This window comes from Bacillus rhizoplanae (genome assembly GCF_917563915.1).
GTDB classification, from domain to species: domain Bacteria; phylum Bacillota; class Bacilli; order Bacillales; family Bacillaceae_G; genus Bacillus_A; species Bacillus_A rhizoplanae.
In genome coordinates this window covers 15400-36008 of sequence record NZ_CAKJTI010000004.1, presented here as the reverse complement: position 1 = coordinate 36008, position 20609 = coordinate 15400, and the positions used below count along the sequence as shown (strand labels likewise).

Genomic DNA, 20609 nt, shown 5'->3' with positions numbered 1-20609 from the left:
TATTTATCTATTTATGTAGCAAGAGAGAAGAAGCAGCTATGCGAGGAAGTACAAAGTAGATTGCTACAAACATTTTGGCAATTGTTTTACTTTGATATACGTTTCGTGTACTCTCCATGAATCATTTGTACGTTTTAGATGACGACGAAGTCGCTTGTCTAATTCAGAACTATACTGATGAACCCACCGCATAATGGCCGTGTGAGCCATTGATAATCCTCGTTCCTTCATCATTTCTGCAAAATTACGAAAATTTTACATTCAATTCACGCTCTATTAAATTTTGTGGCTTACGATTAAGCAGAAAAGCAAATTTGATTCTGAAGGGGGATTTAAAATAAAGCTCGACCGTTTGTAATAAAGTTGCACCGTTTATAAAAAAGATTGATTAAAATACAGTACATATTTTATAAGAACGTTGATAAAACAAGATTTATGAACATTTTTAATCGAACTTTATTCTAAATTATATGGTCTGAAACATCGGAGGGGTTTTGATCAACCTTTTTTCCAAAAATAAAGTGAAACTTCCATCAGTGGGGGTCTTACTTCCCGTTAATGCGGGATAAAACGAAGTCGTATTGATAAATCAACGTTCATAGCGTATTTTTAATCAAAATATTTTATAAGGCAACAAAGGGGGAGCGAATAAAAAATGAAAAGAGCGGAACGGAAAAGGTAGCAGACGATATTCTACATGCTAAAGAAGGAGATAAAAAACGATGGAACGATTGATAGAAGCAGTAACGAAACGTTCTGTGCTGGTTATAATGTCGATCCTTCTGATTATGCTGTGGGGCGGAATTTCAGCTTATCAAATGCAGCGTGATTACATGCCTGCCATTAACAATTCGACCTTGATGATTACGGTAAGGGCGGAGAACTTTGATGCCAATCAGGTGAAAAGCGATGTTGCAAGTACAGTGGAAAAAGCTGTGAGAGGAATAGATGGGCTTCAATATTTAGAAACCAACTCCTATGATGGAGGGTTGTTTGCCAGTCTTTATTTTCCGCTCAATTTTGACGTGCAAAAGGCGGAACAGGAGATTATTCAAGCCTTGAACAGTTATCAGTTTCCAGCAGGAGTCGAAAAGCCGGTGGTCACGAGAGTCAGTACTCACTCTTTTCCTATGATGAGAATCGGATTAGTAAGTGAAGGGACAACGACCGACGAGAAACAGCTTCGCACAGAAATCCAAACAAAGGTAGCAAAGGAGCTGGAGTATGTTCCGGGGGTAAAAGAAGTACGCCTTACGGGGACAGGACAGAAAGGTTATGTTGTAACGGTCCGCATGAATGAATTGAAGAAAAACGGACTGACGTTGAAAGACGTCGAGAAGGCGTTGTCTTCCGCCAATATGGTATGGCCGAAAGGAAAGATTCAGAGTCAGCAGGCTCTAATTCCGATTCAAGTAACAGGCGAGACTATCAATCCTGAGCTGCTGAAGCAGATAAAGATAAGCAATGCTGAGGGCAAATCGGTAGATCTCTCCTCTGTGGCCGATGTATCCGAAGGCATGGTAGATCTAAAGACGATTTCGCGAACGGACGGTAAACCGAGCGTCCTCATCGATGTGCTGAAGACGCCATCTTCCGATGTGACGGACGTATCGGATCGAATCAAACAACGGGTGAATGAAGTTCAGGCGAAACTGCCCGAAGACGTGCAGATGAACATCCTTTATGATTACGGGGCTCAAGTTCAAAAGTCTCTTTTTGGTCTGCTAAAGGAAGGGGTATTAGGCAGTTTGTTTGCCATGATTTGTGTTTTTGTTTTTCTCCGCCATGTTCGGGCTACATTGCTGATCGCCTTGACGCTGCCAATTTGTTTCCTGGTGACAACGGGCTTTCTGAAGGCAATGGACATTACTCTGAATATGCTCACTGTATCCGGTCTGGTGGTGGCGATGGGCCGGGTCGTCGATGATTCGATTGTCATTTTGGACAATATCTATCGTCGGGTTAAGGAGACTGGGAGAAAGGCTACGATTCCTGTCATTGCAGGAGCTGTAAAGGAAATGATTCCAGCGATTGTTTCTTCAACGGCAACAACGGTGGCTGTGTTTATCCCTATCGCTTTAGTTGGAGGGATGATTAGTGCCGCATTCTCAACATTCGCCTGGTCGGTGGTGATCGCGCTAGTAACCTCCTTGGTAGTGTCGCTAGTAGTGATACCGGGTCTGTCGCTATTTTGGTTGAATAAAGGTTCCCTCAAGGGGGACAGCAAACGGATGGAAAACATTCTTCACCGTATGCTTAGTTGGGCACTGCCACGCAAGAAGACAGTGACAGCGGTTTGTGCAGGGATTTTTTCTGTTACAGTGGCTGCAGCACTGCTCCTGCCCGCCAATGTTTTGCCAATGGGACGCTCGGGGGAAATCAACATTGAGGTAGAGCTCCCGGAAAATAGTTCCCTATCCCAGGTTAATGCTGAGGTGAAAAAAATTGAAGATGTGTTAGGCAAGGAGCCTGCTATTGATACCTTTTCGGCTACGATCGGCTCCAATTTTCTGCCTCAATTTGATGATGTGTTTGATGAAGGAGGAGGCTGGATTCCACGTAATAATGTAGCCAACATCACTGTCACGGTGAAAAAAGGCACAGATGTGGAAGCCTACTCGGCGGCACTGACCAAAAAAGTCAAAGCGATCCCGAGCAAGGCGTTGTTTACGGTCACGAATATGAATATCGCCGGGGACGACTCGAGGTTGAAGGTGGTCCTTACAGGAGCGGATACCGCTACGCTGGAACAACAGGCACGAGTTATCCAAAGCAAGCTGAAGTTAGTACAGGGCTTAAGTGTTGAAGGAGCAGCGGATAACGATGACAGCAATTCTATTTATCTTTTAAACATCAATCGAGACGAGCTTCAGCGTACTGGAATTAAAATGGAGGATGTCCTAGAGCGGATCAAGCCTTATCTTTCTCAAGGGGAAAAGCTCTCGGTCCAAATCAATTCTGGGGAAGTTCCGATTGTCCTGGAAAATGATGCGGTCGCCTCAGCGGAAGCCGTACCTGTGGCAGCGGATGGCATTGTCCTGCCGGGACAAAACGTCATTGATGCATTAGCTAATGAAACTTTTACCGCAGCGGATGGAAGCGTTGTCGCTCTCAACAAGTTGGCAACCCTTCAGCACAATTTTCGCAATCCGGTTATCCGTGAACGGGACGGGCGTCCTTTTGCAGTCGTATCGGCTGATGTTATCTCAAGAAATGTGAAAGAGGTCACTGACCAAGTGGATCACATTTTGAAGGATGTGCAAATGCCGCCGGGAGTTACGTATACCTTTGGCGGGATTTCGGAACAGGTGAAGCAAATGGTGGTCGAAGCGGCTATCGCGTTGGGAGTATCGACGCTGTTGGTTCTCCTTATCATTAGTACTTTTTTCCGAGGATGGAAGGTTCCAATGTCTGTTCTCGTCTGCATCCCATTAGCCTTAATCGGTTCCGTATGGGGGCTGATCCTATTCGGTAAAGAGTGGAATTTGAGCGCATTTGTCGGGCTATTGATGCTCACTGGAATTGTTGTGACTAACGGAATCGTACTTGTGGACAAAATCGAACGGAACCTCAGGGAAGGAATGATTCCGCGAGATGCTGTACTGCAAGGCACACTGACACGGATTCGTCCCGTTTTAATGACAGCGGGTACAACCATCTTAACGGTTTTGCCCCTATGTTTTACGTCCGGGGGGGATACGATTGTGACACAGACTCTCGGAATTGTGGTTGTAGGGGGCATGTTCACATCAACATGCATCAGCCTGTTTATCATCCCTATCATTTATGAATGGATGAATCGGAAGTCAGCACTTGATTCAGGAAAAATCGTGGAAGTTGAACAAGTTATGTAGTTTTGCACATACAAAATCTTGGTAAGGAGTGAGAATATGCAAAAGAATCGGAAGAATTGGAAGAAGTGGATTGGGGTAACTATGGCTGTAAGTTTGACATTCGGTGGGGGAACAGCGGCTTTGGCTGCTTATAACCAATTCCCTTGGGGAGCACAAATTGAAAAACCAGCAAACGGTTGGACCATCACCCCTGCTGGAAAACAAGTGAAGTTGGGTGATAAACCGTTCGCTTCAGTCATGAGCCCGGATGGAAAAACCATTTTGTACGCTAACAGTGGACAATCTATCCATTCCATAATGGTCGTTGATGTGAAGAGCGGGGAAGTCATTCAAACTCTAGAGTACAAATATCCAGAATCCTTGACTTGGGGTGTCACTTATAGTCCTGATGGTAAACATGTGTATGCTACTACCGGAGGCAACCAAAAGATTCGCGTCTATGATGTCGAGGGACAGCGTCTAACGGAAAAGCAGCCGATCGTACTACCGAAAAATGTGGATTTCTTCCCGGGGGGACTGGACATTTCAAAGGACGGTAAATTCCTGTACGTGGCCAATAACCTGAATGATTCCATGTCGATCATTGATGTCCAAACCGGACAGGTTACCAAAACGATTCCGGTTGGGCATAATCCTTACACTGTTAAGCTTTCCCATGACGGTGGATTTGCGTATGTAAGCAACTGGGGCGGGAATACGATTTCGGTCATCGATACGGTAACAGGAGAAGCGGTGGATCAGATCAAAGTCGGTTCCCATCCGAGCGCCATGAAGTTAAGTGCAAATGAAAAACTTTTGTATGTTACCAACAGTGATAGCGATAGCATTTCTGTTATTGACACCGAGACCCGCAAGGTGCAGCAAACGATTGATCTCTCTCCTTACAAAGGTGCACAAGAGGGAAGCAGTCCCAACGCAATGGCCGTTTCTGAGGATGGAGAGAAACTCTATGTGGCCAACGCTGGTAATAACGATGTAGTCGTCATCGATACGAAACATGGAAAGATCGAGGGGATGATTCCAACCGCTTGGTATCCGTCTGCAGTGGAGATTTCCAAGGATGGAGAGCAGCTGTTTGTGGCCAACGCTAAAGGATTCGGAGCCGGTCCAAACCCGAATGGCCCAGATCCTACTATTAAAAAGAGTGTTCCGGATGATCAAAAAACCTCATCGATGACCAAAGGAACACTTTCCATCGTCGATGTGCCGGACAAAGGGCAGCTTAACAAGTATACAAAGCAGGTGGTTGAGAACAATGGGTTTAATGAACGGGATAAGGTTCGCATCAGCTCAAATGAGGCGAAGCAAGTTATTCCTCGCCATGTCGGGGATCCCTCCGAGATTAAGCATGTGATTTACATTTTGAAGGAAAACCGGACTTATGACCAAGTATTTGGTTCTTTTGAAAAAGGAAATGGGGATCCAAGCTTGAATCTGTTCGGGGATGAGTCGGCGCCGAATCACCGGGAGTTGGCCCGCAAATTCGTCACGATCGACAATTTTTATGCGGATGCCGATGTTTCTGCAGATGGCTGGAATTGGTCCACGGCAGCTATGGCCAATTCGTATACGCAAAAGACTTGGCCTCATTGGTACGGTGGACGGGCACGTGATTATGATTGGGAAGGTGAAAACAAGTTTTCTACGGCACCAAGCGATAATGTTGAGAATGCCTATTTATGGGACAGTCTGGACCAAGCTGGCATCGACTATCGCAATTACGGATTTTATGCTCGAAACGGCATAGCGCCTTCCACGATGCCGAAGCTGGCAGCAAAAACAGATGCCGCTTACCCAGGTGATGGTTTGCACATCAAAGACCAGGCGAGAGCGGATGAGTGGTTAAGAGAGTTTAAGACTTTTGAAGAGGCAGACAAGATGCCAACTGTCCAGTTTATCCGATTGCCTAATGACCATACCGTAGGGACATCAGTAGGTAGACCGACTGCGAGAGCGATGATGGCGGATAACGATCTGGCGTTAGGTCGCATCGTAGAAGCTGTTTCGAACTCCGAATTTTGGAAGGATACAGCGATTTTCGTTACCGAGGACGATGCGCAAAATGGCTCCGATCACGTTGACGCTCACCGTACGCCAGCTCTTGTAATCAGTCCGTATACGCAAACGGGCAAGGTGGATTCCACGTTCTATACGACCACTTCCATGCTGCGCACGATGGAATTGATTGTTGGAGTACCGCCGATGACACAATTTGACGCAGCAGCAACTCCGATGGTAAATAGCTTTACGGGTAAGCCGAATGTTAAACCTTATAAGGCGATCGTTCCAAAGCAGTCACTTGACGAGCTAAATCCAAGGAACGCTCCAATGGCCGCCGAATCAGCCCAAATGAATCTTGAGGTCTCAGACAGTGCGTCTGAACCGCTGCTTAACGAAGCTATCTGGAAAAGCGTCAAAGGCGCCGACAGCAAAATGCCTGAACCAAAATCAAACTTCCGTAAGCCAATACAGACCAATGGTGCGGAAGAAGCAGAAGATAAGGGCACAGTTAATTTCAAATGGTAGATTAGTATAGCCAAGCGACAGCCACTTTAGTAATACCGAACTATCGCCTGATTTTGGGGCTAATCATCCAGTAAATAGAAAAATGACTTGAGGCTACACATATAGCAACTCAAGTCATTTTTCATTTATACCCCTAATAGCTTGTGTCAGCCTTAGGGTTTGTACCATATTTGTTATCGTCTTTTTGACTATCCTGGCAAAAGAATATAATGAGAACGATACCACCAACGAAAGGAATAAGGCTCAGCAGTTGCCACCATCCGCTTTTTCCGGTATCGTGCAATCTGCGGGCACCAACGGCTAAGGATGGTAATATGATTGCGACAGCATAAAGTAAGAAAAATATTAAAAATACACCTGACATTGCCGCAAGGACCTCCATTACAATAGTGATAATGAAGTTAAAAAGGAAAAACATCCAGTATTCTTTACGACGAGCTCTCCCTTGAAATCCTGCATAGTTTTTAAATGCTTGTAAATACCATTGCATGCAAGGTTCCTCCTTTTTTAGCTTAATAATAATTATAAAATGGTAATATAGCATTTCTTGGTAATACTGTCTAGACAATAAAAGGAAAACCTCAATTCTATAGAAAAAAACCTTAATTTCTTAAGGTTTCTCTTGGCTCTATATGAGTGCCCTCTAATCTCTACGCCGCCAACGTAGAGGTCTTATTTATCTTCTTTTTCTCTTTCCTCCTGTTCTTTCAACAACAAATTCCGCAAAACATGCGCCCGGTAATTCTCCAACTTCCGCCCCTCATAATAATTAATCCCAAGTTTTTTCAACTCAGACACGTACCAGCCTTTTGTTCCGTAATACATGTGAACATGCTCCCTTTGAATTTTTAACATTATATGCTTGAGTATGAAAAGGAAATCTTGTCTTACGTGCGGAAAGTGTGGATTTTTCTGCGGATATCATATGTGTATCTTAAGGGTTATGGTAAATTTTGTGTGATAAAATAATAGAATCAAAGTATTGGAGGAATTGCGATGCCAGTTTACAACAAGAACTTTAAATGAAAAAGAATACATAGAAGAAATACGTAAAAAAACACCGTCCTTTTTGTTCGTTTACTGTAAAAATTCTACTCTCACAAATAAAATTAACACAGTTCAAATAAATCGAACTGTGTTATTAAAGGTGTTTAGGATTATAAAATTTCATTTTGACCAATCAAATTACAGCATTTTATATATTTCAATTAAGTTGTCATCAGGGTCGCGAAAATGTGCAATACGTGATCGCCATTCCTTACGATCGTGCGGTTCATTAACAAATTCAATTCCTTTTTCTCTGAAACGGTTATAAGTCTTATCAACATCTTCAACTTCAAATTGAAGCAAGAATCTTGATTGAGACTCAGCTTCTAAAGGCTTATTTCCCTCTCCGACCAATTCGGCCATCATTTTTCGAGATACAAGCTCAATCTTCGTATCCCCATTATTGAAAAGCGCATATTCCATGTCTTCCTCGTACCAACTAACTGGAAACTCCAATAAATCTCTGTAAAACATGGCACTTTTCTTAAAATCTTTGACCAAAAGTCTTATTTGCAACAACTTCAAATCAATCATCTCCTAAAAAATTTATCCCGCATTAACGGGCAGTAAGACCCCCACCTCAAGAAGCAGAGAGGAACAAGGAAGATAGGTAGGAGATAACTGCCCGTAAAAGCCCGATTGGTTCAACTAACCGTCAGTGGGGGATGAAGAAAACCTCCACTGACGGAAGTTTCACTTTATCGAAGAGCCGACACTACCACTACTCATTCGAACAATTCGTTACTGATTCCAATATTCCTTCATCTTTAATGGAACGATCCCGCTCTGTTATTCGAACTGTATCGTCAGTCAACACTTTCTTGAGGACCGTTCATGCAGTATGTACCAGCAACAGTATACGTGTTGAATGTGAAGTTGTCATAAACCATAAAGTGAGAATATAGAGTATTTTCTATAATAGGGGATAAAACTATATTATCCATTTTAGGTTGTTACATAGTTATATTGATATGTGGTTTTATAATTGATTCTGGAATGGCTTATAGTGACAATGGCATTTGGAGGATGTGCAATTATTTTAAATTTCTTCTAAAATATGTCGTACAAAATAAGAGTAGTCTTTTTTGACTACTCATGCTTCTTTTCTTTTTCTTCTTTTTCAATTTCTGATACTGACTTATCAGGTTTTTGGATAAGTTTATCTAATTCTCCGGAACAGTTAAAATTTTCTTCGAAATTTTTTGAATCAATGATATTAGCATTAAAATTCAATTCTGTATCCTTATTTATGTATCCATTTAGGTAAGGAACTCCCATGGGACTTACACCGTGTTCTTCAAAGGTAATAGATCTTACGTCTTTAATATTATAATGAATATACTTTTCTACCCGTGCTTCTTGTTCTTTCCAAAACTTTTCTTCTTTTTCTTTTTGTTTTAAGTATTCCATCGTAAAATATCCTCCTGCTATGATAAGCATGACAGATATAAACAAAATGATATTTTTCTTCATAGAAATTCCTCGCTACTTATAAGCTAATTAACTATTTTTCATTTTTAAAGCATGGTGTAGAAAAGAAGAGCGTCTTTTTTTGACTACTCTTGTTTTTGTTTTTTCTCTTCTTTTTCAATTTCAGATACGGATTTTTCAGGTTTCTTTGTGTATTTATCATATAATTCTCCAGAAGATGAAAAATTATCTTCGAAATTTTTTGTAGTACTAATATTAGCTATAAACCATAATTCTTTATCATTATTTATATAACCTTTTAATTTAGGAACGCCCATAGGACTTATGCTTTGTTCTGTAAAAGTAATAGATTGAACATCTTTGACATTATAATGAATATACTTTTCTACCCGTACTTCTTGTTCCTTCCAAAACTGCTCTTTTTTTTCTTTTTGTTTGAAGTATTCCATAGTAAAGTACCCTCCTGTTATAATGAAAATAATGGATAATATGATTATAATTACCTTTTTCATAATCCAACCCCTTAGCTCAAATATAGTTAAAATATACCATGAAATGAGTTGAGATATATGAATGAATTGGAAAAAAATCCAATTGCGACAGATGAAGATTATTTTAATTTATCAGATCAAGTTTATGATAATGAGGTGTTACATCAAGGTGCAAAAATAAAAGGTAGCAACGGTAAGGTTTGGAGAGTCATAGAATCTATCGATACAGATCGCCAAAAAGTAAAAAATGGTTTACAAGCCATTGCTGTAGTCCCAGCAGAAGATTATGAAGAGAATAAAGTACACTATGAAAATATCGTATTTGCATTTCGTGGAACAGAGTTTGGTAAATTTGATGGTGATTTAACTGCAGACACTAATCAAGTTTTTCTCGGAAATCAAAAGAATCTTCAAGTGAAAAGAAATGGTGTATATCCAACTCAATTAGAAAAATCAAATAAGGAAACACAATTCGATACTGCAATAAATTGGGTAGATAAAGTAAATGAAAAATACCATCCAACTTTTGTTCATGCTACAGGCCATAGTTTAGGTGCTGGATTAGCTCAATATGTAGCGACAGAACGAAATTTTTATGCAACTACATATGCCGCGCCTAATATATATCGATTACTAAGTCCAGAGGCGAAGAAACGTGTAGATTCTGGAGAGATGGATCATAAGGTTGTTGATTATACACATAGGAAAGATGCAGTAGGAAACTTTGCACAATTTGGAGCACCTATAATCGGAAAGCAATATACAGTAAAAGGTAACGGGAAATTAGATAAAATTCTTGCTGTAGTATTCATGGGAGAACATCCGATGAATACATTTGAGGGTATGTTCCACTCAAATGGAGGTGTTCAATTAAAATTTGAACCCGAAGAAATTATTAGACAAGCAAGAGAAATCCAAGCAGTAAGCGATAAATTATTAGATATTGCACGAAATATAGAAGAATTTCAAAGAAGAGAAGAAGAAGCAATTATGGAGTTAAAGAGAAAATTGAAGTATGAGACAGGACCAGGCGGAAAATACCATTTGTTAAGTGAGTATGATGTAGACAAAGCGATTGCTGAGATCGCCAAAGCAAGAAGAAACGGAATAGATTATTTTTATGATGTGGATTTGGCAGAAGAGTTAATTTATCTTTTGCGAAAAGAACAAAGAGATTTAGGCTATTTGGGAGAAGATATTGCTTATGCAGCGAAATCATTACGAGATAAAGATAATGAATTAGCGACCAACTTTACAGGATTAGTGAGGAGATAACGTGGTTGATTTTATAGGGGAAATTAAAAAGATTGAAAAGGAAATTGAAAATACAGCAAAAGATGTTGCAACGCATGTTATAGATGAATTACAAGCTGCTAAAAAACACTTGGAAACAGAAATGCAGCGAACGTTTTTAAAAACAGAAGTATCGTTTAAAATAAATCAAATTATAGATGAAGAGCAATATATCCTTCGGAAAAATCATGATTTATTTCATGATGTATGTAAAGAATTAACAGGAAAGGCTGTAGAGTTAAATCAAAGTTTTGAAAGCCGCACAGGTAATGAAATAAAAAAATCAATAAGTGGACAATTAGATAAAATTCGCAATCAACTAATCTCAAAGCAGTATGATTTAGACGATAGCTGCGGTAAAAAATAAGAGTTCAATTTAGCATACTTTATTTAAAATTCACAAGGTGATTTTTGTGTGATGGAAAAAGTGAAAAGAGAGGAGCTGCGATGTCAGTTTATAACAAACTAGTATGCAGTCGTATTCTAGAAATGATTGAAGATATAAGAATTTCAATGAAAAAGCTCCTTCCACTTAAGAAGGAGCTTCTTTACATTAAGCCGACTGTTTCTTAACCTTCTCAAGCAACCCAGCCAAAATATGCGTACGATATGACTCTAGTTTTCTACCTTCATAAGTACGGATACCTAATTTTTTTAACTCATTTACGTACCAACCTTTGCTACCGAAATGCATATAATCGCTTCCTTTCTTGTTTTGAGTTGTTCTGATTGTATTTTTTGGCGGAATGATGAATTTCCATATGAAAGTAGTTAACTTCTCCGTCAAAGACATATATACTAGAAGTAGTATATGTTGAGGTGGATTGAACAGCGTGATTATTGAAAAGCACGAAATTCAAATTGATCAAATTACGAGTGGGAAGGTCAATATTTTTACGTTTTATCGCAATAAAAAGCAAATTGACCACCAGTTTTTACAATTGCAGGAGCCTTCTCTTACTGCGAATTATTTTTTTCATTTTCATCTGGATGCGGAAAGTTTGCGTCTCTTGCATGAAGAGTTTCCAAGTATTTATCCGTATGATAAGAAAGAGAGTATTCTTGATTGGACGGATAAAATGAAGGATGAGTTAAAGCGCCTTATTCAAGCAGGAATGTGGAATAAGCGCGTTCGATTAGGTAATCGAATCGTAGAAGTTGTGTTTCTGTGGTGTGAAGAAGATATAGTGTAAAAAAGAAGCGTTCTGACGCTTCTTTTTTAGCGCTGGAATAATACAAGCTTTCCGCTTGAAGATGTGCAGCGATGGGTATGGTCATACAATTGTTTTTCTTGTAAAAGGGTTTCGCCTTTTGATTTTGCTTCTGTTTCAGTGGCAGCCTCAAATGATTCGTCTAGTACTTTGGAACCGTCTTTTTCGAAAACTGTTAGTGTGTATACGCCCATGAAAATTCCCTCCAAAATAAATAATCAGAATGTTATAACTATTGTGTCATAAAACGAGCGATTATGCAAAAGAAATATGTGACATATCATGCTAAAATAAAGTGAAACTTTGCCTACTCGTATTTTAGGTGCTTCTACTCGTATGTCGAATATGGTCGATAGGTCTTTATCCCGCATTAACGGGCAGTAAAGGCTGGAGAAGCACGGGGAAGAAAACTGCCCGTAAAAGCCCGATTGGTTCAACTAACCATCAGTGAGAAAAGCGTCACTGATGGAAGTTTCACTTTATATTGTGTCGAAACGCCGATAAATGGTGCTATTGCGCCGATATATTAGAAAAAGCGCCGATAAATGATGCATTTGCGTCGATATATTGTGAGTCGGCTCTTATTCATGTTAGATTGAGCAGAGTATGACGGAGAAAGGACGTTACGTTGTGAAAGAAGTAAAGTTTATTCATGCGGCAGATTTGCATTTGGATAGTCCGTTTAAAGGGATGGAATTGAATGTGCCAGCTTTTATATGGGAAAGAATGAAGGAAAGTACGTTTCGTTCGTTTGCGCGCATTGTTGATAAAGCGATTCAAGAGCAGGTCGATTTTGTTTTACTTGCGGGTGATTTGTATGATGCAGAAACGAGAAGTTTGCGGGCGCAAGTGTTTGTTCGTGAGCAAATGAAGCGTTTGGCGCAGTATGATATTCCGGCATATGTGATTCACGGCAATCATGATCATTTAGGAGGAAGCTGGGCGGCAATTGAGTTTCCGAGTAATGTACATATTTTTACAGAGCCTTATATAGAAGAAAAATCATTTTATAAAAACGGGGAGCTGCTTGCCTCCATCTACGGATTTAGTTATCAGCAGCAAGCCGTGACCGATAATATGACAGAGCAATATAAAAAGATGACGGGTGCACCGTTTCATATCGGTATGCTTCATGGAAGCGTGGAAGGAGACGCCGAGCATAATCGATACGCGCCGTTTCAAATTCGTGAATTGAAGGAAAAGCAGTTTGATTACTGGGCGCTTGGTCATATACATAAACGTGAAGTGTTAGCAGAAGAACCGTGCATCGTGTATCCTGGCAATATTCAAGGGCGGCACCGAAAGGAAACAGGAGAGAAAGGTGCGTATGTTGTTTCCTTGTCTAAGCGAGGGACGGAACTGGCATTTTTTAGTACGGCAGATGTTGTTTGGGATGAGATTTCTATCAACATTGATGAGCTAGAGACAGTTGATGATCTTATTCATGCATGTACAGAGAGTATGAACGGTGTTCGAAGAGAAGAGGAAGGTTTGCTTGTGACGATGACGTTTACAGGACAAGGTCCGCTTGCTTCTTATTTACGTGATGAGAAGCGCGTAGAGGAAATCCTTCATATTGTCTCGTCAGGCGAAGAGCGCAGTAGTTTTGTACACGTCGTGAAATGGAAGAATGAAACAATTTCGTTTGCGGAAATTGAGAAGTTGAAGAAAGAGAATCATTTTATTGGGAATGTGCTGCAGGAGCTTGAGTCATTTTCTAGTATGGATGAGGTGCTGCGGATGATTTGGACTTCGCCGGTTGCGAGGAAGGTGCTTCATTCATTTTCTGAGGAAGAAAAGAAAGAGATTCAAAAGGGCGCCGAGAATATTATTTTAGAGCAATTACTAGAGCAAGAAAGGAGAAAAGCATGAGAATTGAAAAGCTTCATATTTACGGATATGGAAAATTGGAAAATGTCGAGCTGAACCTTTCCATGCTTACAGTATTGTACGGAGAAAATGAAGCGGGTAAGTCAACGATCCGTTCGTTTATGAAGAGCATACTATTTGGTTTTCCGACAAGAGGGCAGCGCCGTTATGAGCCGAAAGAAGGCGGGAAATACGGCGGTGCAATTACGGTTTTCACCGAAGAATATGGACGATTAAAAATTGAACGTCTTCCGAAAACAGCGGCCGGGGAAGTGACGGTTTATTTTGCGGACGGAAAAACAGGCGGTGAAGATGTTTTAAAGCAGCTGTTAAATGGAATGAATGAGCAATTGTTTGATTCTGTTTTTTCATTTGATATGCACGGTTTGCAAAATATTCACCACATCGGAGAAAACGATATTGGCAATTATTTATTTTCAGCAAGTGCAGTTGGCAGCGACGGGTTATTACGACTCGAAAAAATGCTTGAAAAAGAAATGGAGCAGCGTTTTAAGCCAAATGGCCGTAAGCCCGAAATTAATGTCGCATTGCAGGAGCTAAAAAAGCTGCAAGATCAGCTGGCGGATTGGCAAGGAAAGATTGCGGCGTATGAAGAGCTTGTGAAAAAGAAAAAGAGTATCGAAGAACGTCTTACAGTCATTCGTACAGAGCAGCAAGAAGCAGGAAAACGAAAGCAAGATTATGAAGTGCTGGAAGCGTTGCAGCCGCTCTTTTTGGAAAAACGTGCGTGTGAACGCTTTTTAGAACAACACGAGGGACATACGTTTCCAGTTGATGGTCTAAAGCGTTATGAAGCAGTAAAAGCACGACTTGAACCACTTCAGTTGCAGGAAGATGCGCTGCAAAAGAAATTGAATGCAGCTCAAACTGAAATAGAAGCATTGCAAGTAAATGAAGAATTGCTTCAGCAAGATATGTATGTAGAAGAGCTTCGTTTGCAGCATATGTCTTATGAAACGGCGCTGCAAGAAGTGCGGGATTTGACAGGACGCATTTCACATATAGAGGAAGAAATACAAGATTTGCAGCAGCAAATCGGGATAGTGTTTGAGCGTGAGGACGTTCTTTCTTTCAGTACGAGCTTGGCTATGAAGGAAACAATTACGCAAATAATGCAGCAAGCAAAAGAGTTAGAGAAGCGAAAACAACAGTTAGATGAAAGATTTAAAACAGGACAGGAACAGTTAGAGGAACAAGAGGAAGCGGTTAACAGGCTCAAGGCGCAAACGATGTCTGAGGAAGAACGGGAGAGACATTTGCCAAAAGCGCAAAGTGCAGCGTCCCAGCAAAGAGGGCAAAGACAGAAACGAAGTAACACCGCACCGCAGATGAATAAAGCTGCGATGGTACTGTTCGTTATGAATGCTTTGCTGCTGCTTGCGGGCGTTTTAATGGATAATCGCAAGTTATTGTTTGTTGGAGTCTTTCTTTTAATTGGCCTTGTCGTTTTGTATGTGATGTATATGGGCTCTGCTTCTAAAGGGTCTGAGTTAGGTGGACATGAAAGTAATGAAGCGCTTGAACTAAGGTATCGCCTGGAGAAAGATGATGAAGTACGCAAGTTACTTGAACGCGAAGAATTTAAGTTAAAGCAAATTGAGCGCGGATATGAACGCGTTCTTTCTGAGTATGACGAGTGGGAGAATGATTTGTTTCAGGTGAATGAGCAGGTAAAATCGTATAAAGAGATGTACGCACTGCCAGATCATTTTACATACGCTCACATATTGCCGGCGTTTGAACGGATTGAAAAGATGCAGCAATTGTATCGTGAGTTAGCAAAGCTGCAAGAACGAAAAGAACTGCAGGAAGACATGATTTCGCAGTTTGAACATAAACTAATGAAGCTAACTGTTTCTACAGAAAGAAACGTGGATACACCGTCGTTATTTTTGTATGGTATGAGTAAAGATGTGCAGAAAGAAAAGGAAAAGCAATTGCAGAAAAAGCAGCTGGAAGAAAAGGATGCTGCGTGGAAAGAAGAGCAAGCTGCAGTGCAACAGCAACTTCATCATTTCTTAGAAGAACGTCAGCAACTTTGGGATGTTACCGGAGCTGCTGATGAAGAGGCCTTTTTGACTGCGGCAAAGCAAGCGGCGCAGATTGAAGAAAAGCAGCAGCAGCTTGATCGATTAATTCCGCAAATGGATTTGTTGGAAGGACGATTAATGACTGCGGCGCTGGAGACTGGTTACCGTTTAGAAGGCTACGAAGAAGAGCGCCAAAAAGAGCAAGAGCAGCTAGAACAATTCATGCGCGAGGAAAAAGAATTGACGAATACACTGGCAGCTCTGCGTCTTGATATCTCCCAGTTAGAAGATGGTCGTACGTACGGTGATGTGCTTCATGAATGGGAATTGAAAAAATCACAAGTACGCGAGCAAGTGAAAAAGTGGGCTGCTTATGCTGCGGCCAAGGCTGTATTAACAAAAACGAAGAAGTATTATCATGAAGTGCAGTTGCCGCGCATTTTGCAAAAGGCAGAAGAATACTTTGTGTATTTAACAGGTGGAAAATATGTAAAAGTCTTTTCGCCAGATGCAGAAGAGCCGTTTATTGTAGAGAGAGAAGATGGACTTCGTTTTTACAGTCATGAATTAAGCCAAGCGACAGCAGAGCAGCTGTATTTATCGCTGCGGTTTGCGTTAGCGCATACGTTTGAAGGGCAGTATCCGTTTATTATTGATGATAGTTTTGTACATTTTGATGTACTGCGGACAGAGCGAACTGTGCATCTTATGAAGGAATTAGCGAAAGAACGGCAAGTCATTTTCTTTACTTGTCATAAACACCTTTTATCTTTCTTTGAAGAAGATGAAGTTCAGCGATTAAAGCAGTGAGGTAGAAGTGCTGTAATATGCTATACTAATAATATCGATGACGGTGGAGGAAAATATATGAAAAAGAAAATTGCACAGTATGAAGTTGGTGAGCAAGTCGATTTATATTTAATGATTAAATCGGCAACGAAAGGTATCGCAAGTAACGGGAAACCATTTTTAACAGTCATTTTACAAGATCAAAGCGGTGACATTGAAGCGAAGCTGTGGGATGTATCACCTGAAGTAGAGCAGCAATATGTAGCGGAAACAATCGTAAAAGTAGCGGGCGATATTCAAAATTATAAAGGACGCATTCAACTTCGTGTAAAACAAATTCGAGTGGCAAATTCGAATGAAGTAACGGATATCTCGGATTTTGTGGAAAAGGCGCCACTCAAAAAAGAAGATATGGTTGAGAAAATTACACAGTACATATTTGAAATGAGTAACTCTAATATTCAGCGCATTACGAGACATTTGCTGAATAAGTATCAAAGTCAATTTTTAGATTATCCAGCAGCAACGAAAAATCATCATGAGTTTGTCTCAGGACTGGCGTATCATGTTGTATCGATGCTTGACTTAGCGAAAGCAATTGCAGCGTTATATCCGTCTCTTGATAAAGATTTATTGTATGCGGGTGTTATTTTACATGACCTTGGTAAAGTCATTGAATTATCAGGTCCAATTTCAACAACGTATACGTTAGAAGGTAACTTGCTTGGTCATATTTCGATTATGGTAAATGAGATTGGCAAAGCAGCAGACGAGCTGCAAATTGAAGCAGAAGAAATATTGATTCTTCAGCACATTGTCTTATCGCATCACGGAAAAGCAGAATGGGGCAGTCCGAAGCCGCCGCTTGTAAAAGAAGCAGAAATTCTTCATTATATTGATAACTTAGATGCGAAGATGAATATGATGGACCGTGCGTTAAGCCGTACAAAACCAGGTGAATATACAGAGCGTGTATTTGCGCTTGATAATCGTTCGTTTTATAAACCTACTTTCCATAACTAAAAAAGAGTGTAAAAAAGATTCTACTATCGTGGTAGAATCTTTTTTTTATGATGATTGAAGTGAAGTAGAACAAAAAAATGATCAGCTCTACTGCAGAAAAATTATTATAATAAAATAAATTACATTAAATAGTCTGTATATTACAAAAATATTGAAAATTACATCAATCGATAATAATATGTACATATCGACAAAAAAAGTCGACAACTTATACACAATAGGGGGGATTGCATTGAAAAAGAACAGAAAATTAAAAACTTTTTCAGTGTTGGCAACAGGGGCTATGCTAAGTTCTATGTTTGCCTTCGGTGGTCATGCTGCTTATGCTGAATCATCATCAGAGCCATCTAGTTTCATAGATGAGCATTTAATACCAGAGGAACGTTTGGCAAATGCACTGAAACAACGCGGGGTCATTGATCCATCTGCATCACAAGCAGAAACGTCGAAGGCTGTAGAAAAATATGTAGAGAAGAAAAAAGGCGAAAATCCTGGAAAGGAAACAACGCCAGAAGACAGTCTTACTCAGGAAGCTACTGATTTTATGAAAAAAGTAAAAGATGCGAAAATGGAAGAGAAAGAGAACCAACATCAGTCAAAGAATGGTCCATTAGCTGGGCAAGTACCTGGATTAAATGGAAAGATACATGGAAATGGTAAAGTGCCGACGTCTTCAGCGCAGCAAGCGCAATATAACGGGCCTGTTCGTACAGATAAAGTTCTTGTGTTACTTGTAGAATTTAGTGATTTTAAACATAACAATATTGATCAAGAACCAGGATATATGTATGCGAATGATTTTAATCGTGAGCATTATGAAAATATGCTGTTTGGAGATGAGCAGTTTACGCTGTTCAATGGTTCGAAAATTAAAACATTTAAGCAATATTATGAAGAGCAATCAGGCGGCAGTTATACAGTTGATGGAACTGTAACGGAATGGTTGACTGTTCCAGGTAAAGCTTCTGATTACGGTGATGATGCAGGAAGTGGTCATGATAATAAAGCACCTTTAGGACCACGTGATTTAGTAAAAGACGCGTTAAAAGCGGCGGTAGCAAAAGGAATTAATTTAGCTGATTTTGATCAATACGATCAGTATGATTACAACGGTGATGGTAATAAAAATGAACCAGATGGAATTATTGATCATTTAATGGTTGTTCACGCTGGTGTTGGCCAAGAAGCTGGCGGCGGAAAATTAAAGGATGATGCGATTTGGTCTCACCGTTCAAAACTTGGTGGAAAACCTTATGCAATTGATGGCACAACAGCATCTGTTCCAAACTGGGGTGGAAAGATGGCTGCATATGATTACACAATTGAGCCTGAAGACGGTGCAGTTGGTGTATTTGCTCATGAATTCGGTCACGATTTAGGTTTACCTGATGAGTATGATACAAAATATTCAGGACAAGGTGAGCCAATTGAAGCTTGGTCTATTATGAGCGGCGGCAGCTGGGCTGGAAGAATTGCAGGAACAGAACCGACAAGTTTCTCTCCGCAAAATAAAGAGTTCTTCCAAAAGAATATGCAAGGGAACTGGGCGAATATTGTAGAGGTAAACTATGATAAACTTGGCACAGGTATCGGATTTTCGACGTATTTAGATCAAAGTGTTACAAAATCAAAACGTCCAGGAATTATTCGTGTAAATTTACCGGATAAAAAGTTGAAAAATATTGAATCTGGTTTTGGAAAGAAATTTTATTATAGTACAAAAGGAAATGATATACATACAACATTAGAGACCCCAGTGTTTGATTTAACAAATGTAACGAATGCGAAATTTGATTATAAAGCATTCTATGAACTTGAAGCAAATTATGATTTCCTTGACGTATATGCTATTACGGAAGATGGAACGAAAACAAAGATTGATAGAATGGGTGACAAAGACGTAAAGAATGGCATGGATACAACGAATGATACGTGGATTGACAAGTCTTATGATTTAAGTCAATTCAAAGGGAAGAAAGTAAAACTACAATTTGAATATTTAACAGATGTTGCTGTAGCTTACAGAGGCTTTGCGCTTGATAATGCTACTTTAACGGTAGATAATAAAGTTGTTTTCTCTGATGATGCAGAAGGACAACCGAGCTTTACTTTAAAAGGATTTACTGTTTCTGATGGATTTGAGCAGAAGAAAAATAATTATTATTTAGAGTGGAGAAACTATGCAGGTTCTGACGAAGCACTGCAATATGGACGCGGTCCAGTTTACAATACAGGACTTGTTGTATGGTATGCAGATCAAAGCTTTACAGATAACTGGGTTGGCGTGCATCCAGGCGAAGGATTCCTTGGAGTAGTAGATTCTCATCCAGAAGCGATTATTGGAACATTAAATGGACAGCCAAGTGTGAAAAATAGTACTCGTTATCAAATTGCAGATGCTGCGTTCTCGTTTGATCAAACGCCAGCATGGAAAGTAAATTCACCAACGCGCGGAATCTTTGATTATAAAGGATTACCAGGTGTGTCTAAATTTGATGATTCTAAATCATATATGAACAGCGTAATTCCAGATGCAGGACGAAAACTTCCGAATCTTGGAATTAAAATTGAAGTGGTAGGTCAAGCTGATGATAAGTCAGCAGGGGCAGTTTGGGTTCATCGATAAGTTGAAGGCCCTTTCAAAATAAAAGAGTCATAAAACCTTCCTTCCTCTCATACAGTGAAATTAACAAAGCTTGTCTTATGAAAGGAAGGAACTTGAATGGAAACTTTACCATGGTGGATTTATCTCATTATTATTGGGATTGTTGTGAGCGGTTATATGGTCTTATACACGTCGAAAAAAGAGCAAGATATTGATAATGAGTTTATTGAAAAAGAAGGCGAAATATATATGAGACGTTTGGCAGAAGAACGGGAACGACGTCATCAAGAGAAGGATGAGGATTCTGTTTTGCTTTAATAGTTGTATGTTAGAGGATGAGTAGCCGAGAGGTTGCCATCCTTTTTCGTTGTGATGCTTTACATTTTTTTAATAGTCTTTTAAACGGAAATTCATATCTT

Annotated in this window: 17 protein-coding genes and 1 pseudogene; 10 read left to right on the top strand and 8 right to left on the bottom strand. The window is 40.1% G+C overall.

Translation table 11 applies throughout. The features are described 5' to 3' along the window. Positions 1 to 84: 84 nt before the first annotated feature. Positions 85 to 255, bottom strand: a pseudogene (locus LRP84_RS05735) (IS6 family transposase); the annotation flags it as partial. A 467-nt stretch (positions 256 to 722) separates the two neighbouring features. Between LRP84_RS05735 and LRP84_RS05730 the strand changes: the two are divergent. Both LRP84_RS05730 and LRP84_RS05725 read left to right on the top strand, forming a co-directional pair. Next, positions 723 to 3854 (top strand): efflux RND transporter permease subunit, encoded by a 3132-nt coding sequence (locus LRP84_RS05730; RefSeq protein WP_230574200.1) that lies wholly within the window; start codon positions 723 to 725, stop codon positions 3852 to 3854. A 36-nt stretch (positions 3855 to 3890) separates the two neighbouring features. Beyond that, positions 3891 to 6380, top strand: a complete 2490-nt coding sequence (locus LRP84_RS05725) for a bifunctional YncE family protein/alkaline phosphatase family protein (RefSeq protein ID WP_230574199.1) — start codon at positions 3891 to 3893, stop codon at positions 6378 to 6380. Positions 6381 to 6513: 133 nt separating this feature from the next. On the opposite strand, the gene LRP84_RS05720 is transcribed toward LRP84_RS05725, so the two are convergent. The 5 genes from LRP84_RS05720 to LRP84_RS05700 form a co-directional block, all read right to left on the bottom strand. After that, positions 6514 to 6870 carry a DUF805 domain-containing protein gene (locus LRP84_RS05720; protein ID WP_230574198.1) on the bottom strand — a complete coding sequence of 119 codons (357 nt, stop codon included), beginning with the start codon at positions 6868 to 6870 and terminating at the stop codon, positions 6514 to 6516. A 182-nt stretch (positions 6871 to 7052) separates the two neighbouring features. After that, complete coding sequence (locus tag LRP84_RS05715) at positions 7053 to 7205, bottom strand: YflJ family protein (RefSeq protein ID WP_230574197.1); 153 nt, start codon at positions 7203 to 7205, stop codon at positions 7053 to 7055. Between the two features lie 360 nt (positions 7206 to 7565). Further along, positions 7566 to 7952: a VOC family protein gene (locus LRP84_RS05710; protein WP_230574196.1), complete on the bottom strand. Its 387-nt coding sequence runs from the start codon at positions 7950 to 7952 to the stop codon at positions 7566 to 7568. A 564-nt stretch (positions 7953 to 8516) separates the two neighbouring features. Then, a complete protein-coding gene (locus LRP84_RS05705; RefSeq protein WP_230574195.1) occupies positions 8517 to 8900 on the bottom strand; it encodes a DUF1433 domain-containing protein in 384 nt (127 codons plus the stop codon). Between the two features lie 83 nt (positions 8901 to 8983). Beyond that, positions 8984 to 9370, bottom strand: a complete 387-nt coding sequence (locus LRP84_RS05700; protein WP_230574194.1) for a DUF1433 domain-containing protein — start codon at positions 9368 to 9370, stop codon at positions 8984 to 8986. A gap of 57 nt (positions 9371 to 9427) precedes the next feature. Between LRP84_RS05700 and LRP84_RS05695 the strand changes: the two genes are divergently transcribed. Both LRP84_RS05695 and LRP84_RS05690 read left to right on the top strand, forming a co-directional pair. Continuing rightward, positions 9428 to 10624, top strand: a complete 1197-nt coding sequence (locus tag LRP84_RS05695; RefSeq protein ID WP_230574193.1) for an alpha/beta hydrolase family protein — start codon at positions 9428 to 9430, stop codon at positions 10622 to 10624. 1 nt (position 10625) lies between these two features. Next, complete coding sequence (locus tag LRP84_RS05690; RefSeq protein WP_230574192.1) at positions 10626 to 11009, top strand: hypothetical protein; 384 nt, start codon at positions 10626 to 10628, stop codon at positions 11007 to 11009. A 186-nt stretch (positions 11010 to 11195) separates the two neighbouring features. Here the strand turns inward: LRP84_RS05690 and LRP84_RS05685 are convergent, their stop codons facing one another. Then, complete coding sequence (locus tag LRP84_RS05685; protein WP_230574191.1) at positions 11196 to 11336, bottom strand: YflJ family protein; 141 nt, start codon at positions 11334 to 11336, stop codon at positions 11196 to 11198. 139 nt (positions 11337 to 11475) lie between these two features. On the opposite strand from LRP84_RS05685, the gene LRP84_RS05680 reads away from it, so the two are divergent. After that, a complete protein-coding gene (locus tag LRP84_RS05680) occupies positions 11476 to 11835 on the top strand; it encodes a hypothetical protein (protein WP_230574190.1) in 360 nt (119 codons plus the stop codon). 26 nt (positions 11836 to 11861) lie between these two features. On the opposite strand, the gene LRP84_RS05675 is transcribed toward LRP84_RS05680, so the two are convergent. Then, positions 11862 to 12047, bottom strand: a complete 186-nt coding sequence (locus tag LRP84_RS05675; RefSeq protein WP_230574189.1) for a YhzD family protein — start codon at positions 12045 to 12047, stop codon at positions 11862 to 11864. A 436-nt stretch (positions 12048 to 12483) separates the two neighbouring features. Here LRP84_RS05675 and LRP84_RS05670 point away from each other — a divergent pair, with 436 nt between their 5' ends. The 5 genes from LRP84_RS05670 (at position 12484) to LRP84_RS05650 (ending at position 20508) form a co-directional block, all read left to right on the top strand. After that, positions 12484 to 13725 carry a metallophosphoesterase family protein gene (locus tag LRP84_RS05670; protein ID WP_230574188.1) on the top strand — a complete coding sequence of 414 codons (1242 nt, stop codon included), beginning with the start codon at positions 12484 to 12486 and terminating at the stop codon, positions 13723 to 13725. After that, on the top strand, positions 13722 to 16583 hold the full coding sequence (locus LRP84_RS05665) for an ATP-binding protein (RefSeq protein WP_230574187.1): 2862 nt from the start codon (positions 13722 to 13724) through the stop codon (positions 16581 to 16583). Before LRP84_RS05670 ends, LRP84_RS05665 begins: the two co-directional genes overlap by 4 nt. Before the next feature lie 57 nt (positions 16584 to 16640). Beyond that, the gene (yhaM, locus tag LRP84_RS05660; RefSeq protein WP_230574186.1) at positions 16641 to 17585 is read left to right on the top strand and encodes a 3'-5' exoribonuclease YhaM; all 945 of its coding nucleotides are present in this window, start codon (positions 16641 to 16643) and stop codon (positions 17583 to 17585) included. A gap of 232 nt (positions 17586 to 17817) precedes the next feature. Continuing rightward, positions 17818 to 20211: an immune inhibitor A domain-containing protein gene (locus LRP84_RS05655; protein ID WP_230574185.1), complete on the top strand. Its 2394-nt coding sequence runs from the start codon at positions 17818 to 17820 to the stop codon at positions 20209 to 20211. 96 nt (positions 20212 to 20307) lie between these two features. Continuing rightward, positions 20308 to 20508 (top strand): sporulation YhaL family protein, encoded by a 201-nt coding sequence (locus tag LRP84_RS05650; protein ID WP_230574184.1) that lies wholly within the window; start codon positions 20308 to 20310, stop codon positions 20506 to 20508. Positions 20509 to 20609 lie beyond the last annotated feature (101 nt).

Coding starts and splice junctions, on each gene's coding strand:
- LRP84_RS05705 (WP_230574195.1), bottom strand. CDS start 8,900: ATGAAGAAAAATATCATTTTGTTTATATCTGTCATGCTTATCATAGCA.
- LRP84_RS05725 (WP_230574199.1), top strand. CDS start 3,891: ATGCAAAAGAATCGGAAGAATTGGAAGAAGTGGATTGGGGTAACTATG.
- LRP84_RS05665 (WP_230574187.1), top strand. CDS start 13,722: ATGAGAATTGAAAAGCTTCATATTTACGGATATGGAAAATTGGAAAAT.
- LRP84_RS05650 (WP_230574184.1), top strand. CDS start 20,308: ATGGAAACTTTACCATGGTGGATTTATCTCATTATTATTGGGATTGTT.
- LRP84_RS05685 (WP_230574191.1), bottom strand. CDS start 11,336: ATGCATTTCGGTAGCAAAGGTTGGTACGTAAATGAGTTAAAAAAATTA.
- LRP84_RS05695 (WP_230574193.1), top strand. CDS start 9,428: ATGAATGAATTGGAAAAAAATCCAATTGCGACAGATGAAGATTATTTT.
- LRP84_RS05730 (WP_230574200.1), top strand. CDS start 723: ATGGAACGATTGATAGAAGCAGTAACGAAACGTTCTGTGCTGGTTATA.
- yhaM (WP_230574186.1), top strand. CDS start 16,641: ATGAAAAAGAAAATTGCACAGTATGAAGTTGGTGAGCAAGTCGATTTA.
- LRP84_RS05675 (WP_230574189.1), bottom strand. CDS start 12,047: ATGGGCGTATACACACTAACAGTTTTCGAAAAAGACGGTTCCAAAGTA.
- LRP84_RS05715 (WP_230574197.1), bottom strand. CDS start 7,205: ATGTATTACGGAACAAAAGGCTGGTACGTGTCTGAGTTGAAAAAACTT.
- LRP84_RS05720 (WP_230574198.1), bottom strand. CDS start 6,870: ATGCAATGGTATTTACAAGCATTTAAAAACTATGCAGGATTTCAAGGG.
- LRP84_RS05700 (WP_230574194.1), bottom strand. CDS start 9,370: ATGAAAAAGGTAATTATAATCATATTATCCATTATTTTCATTATAACA.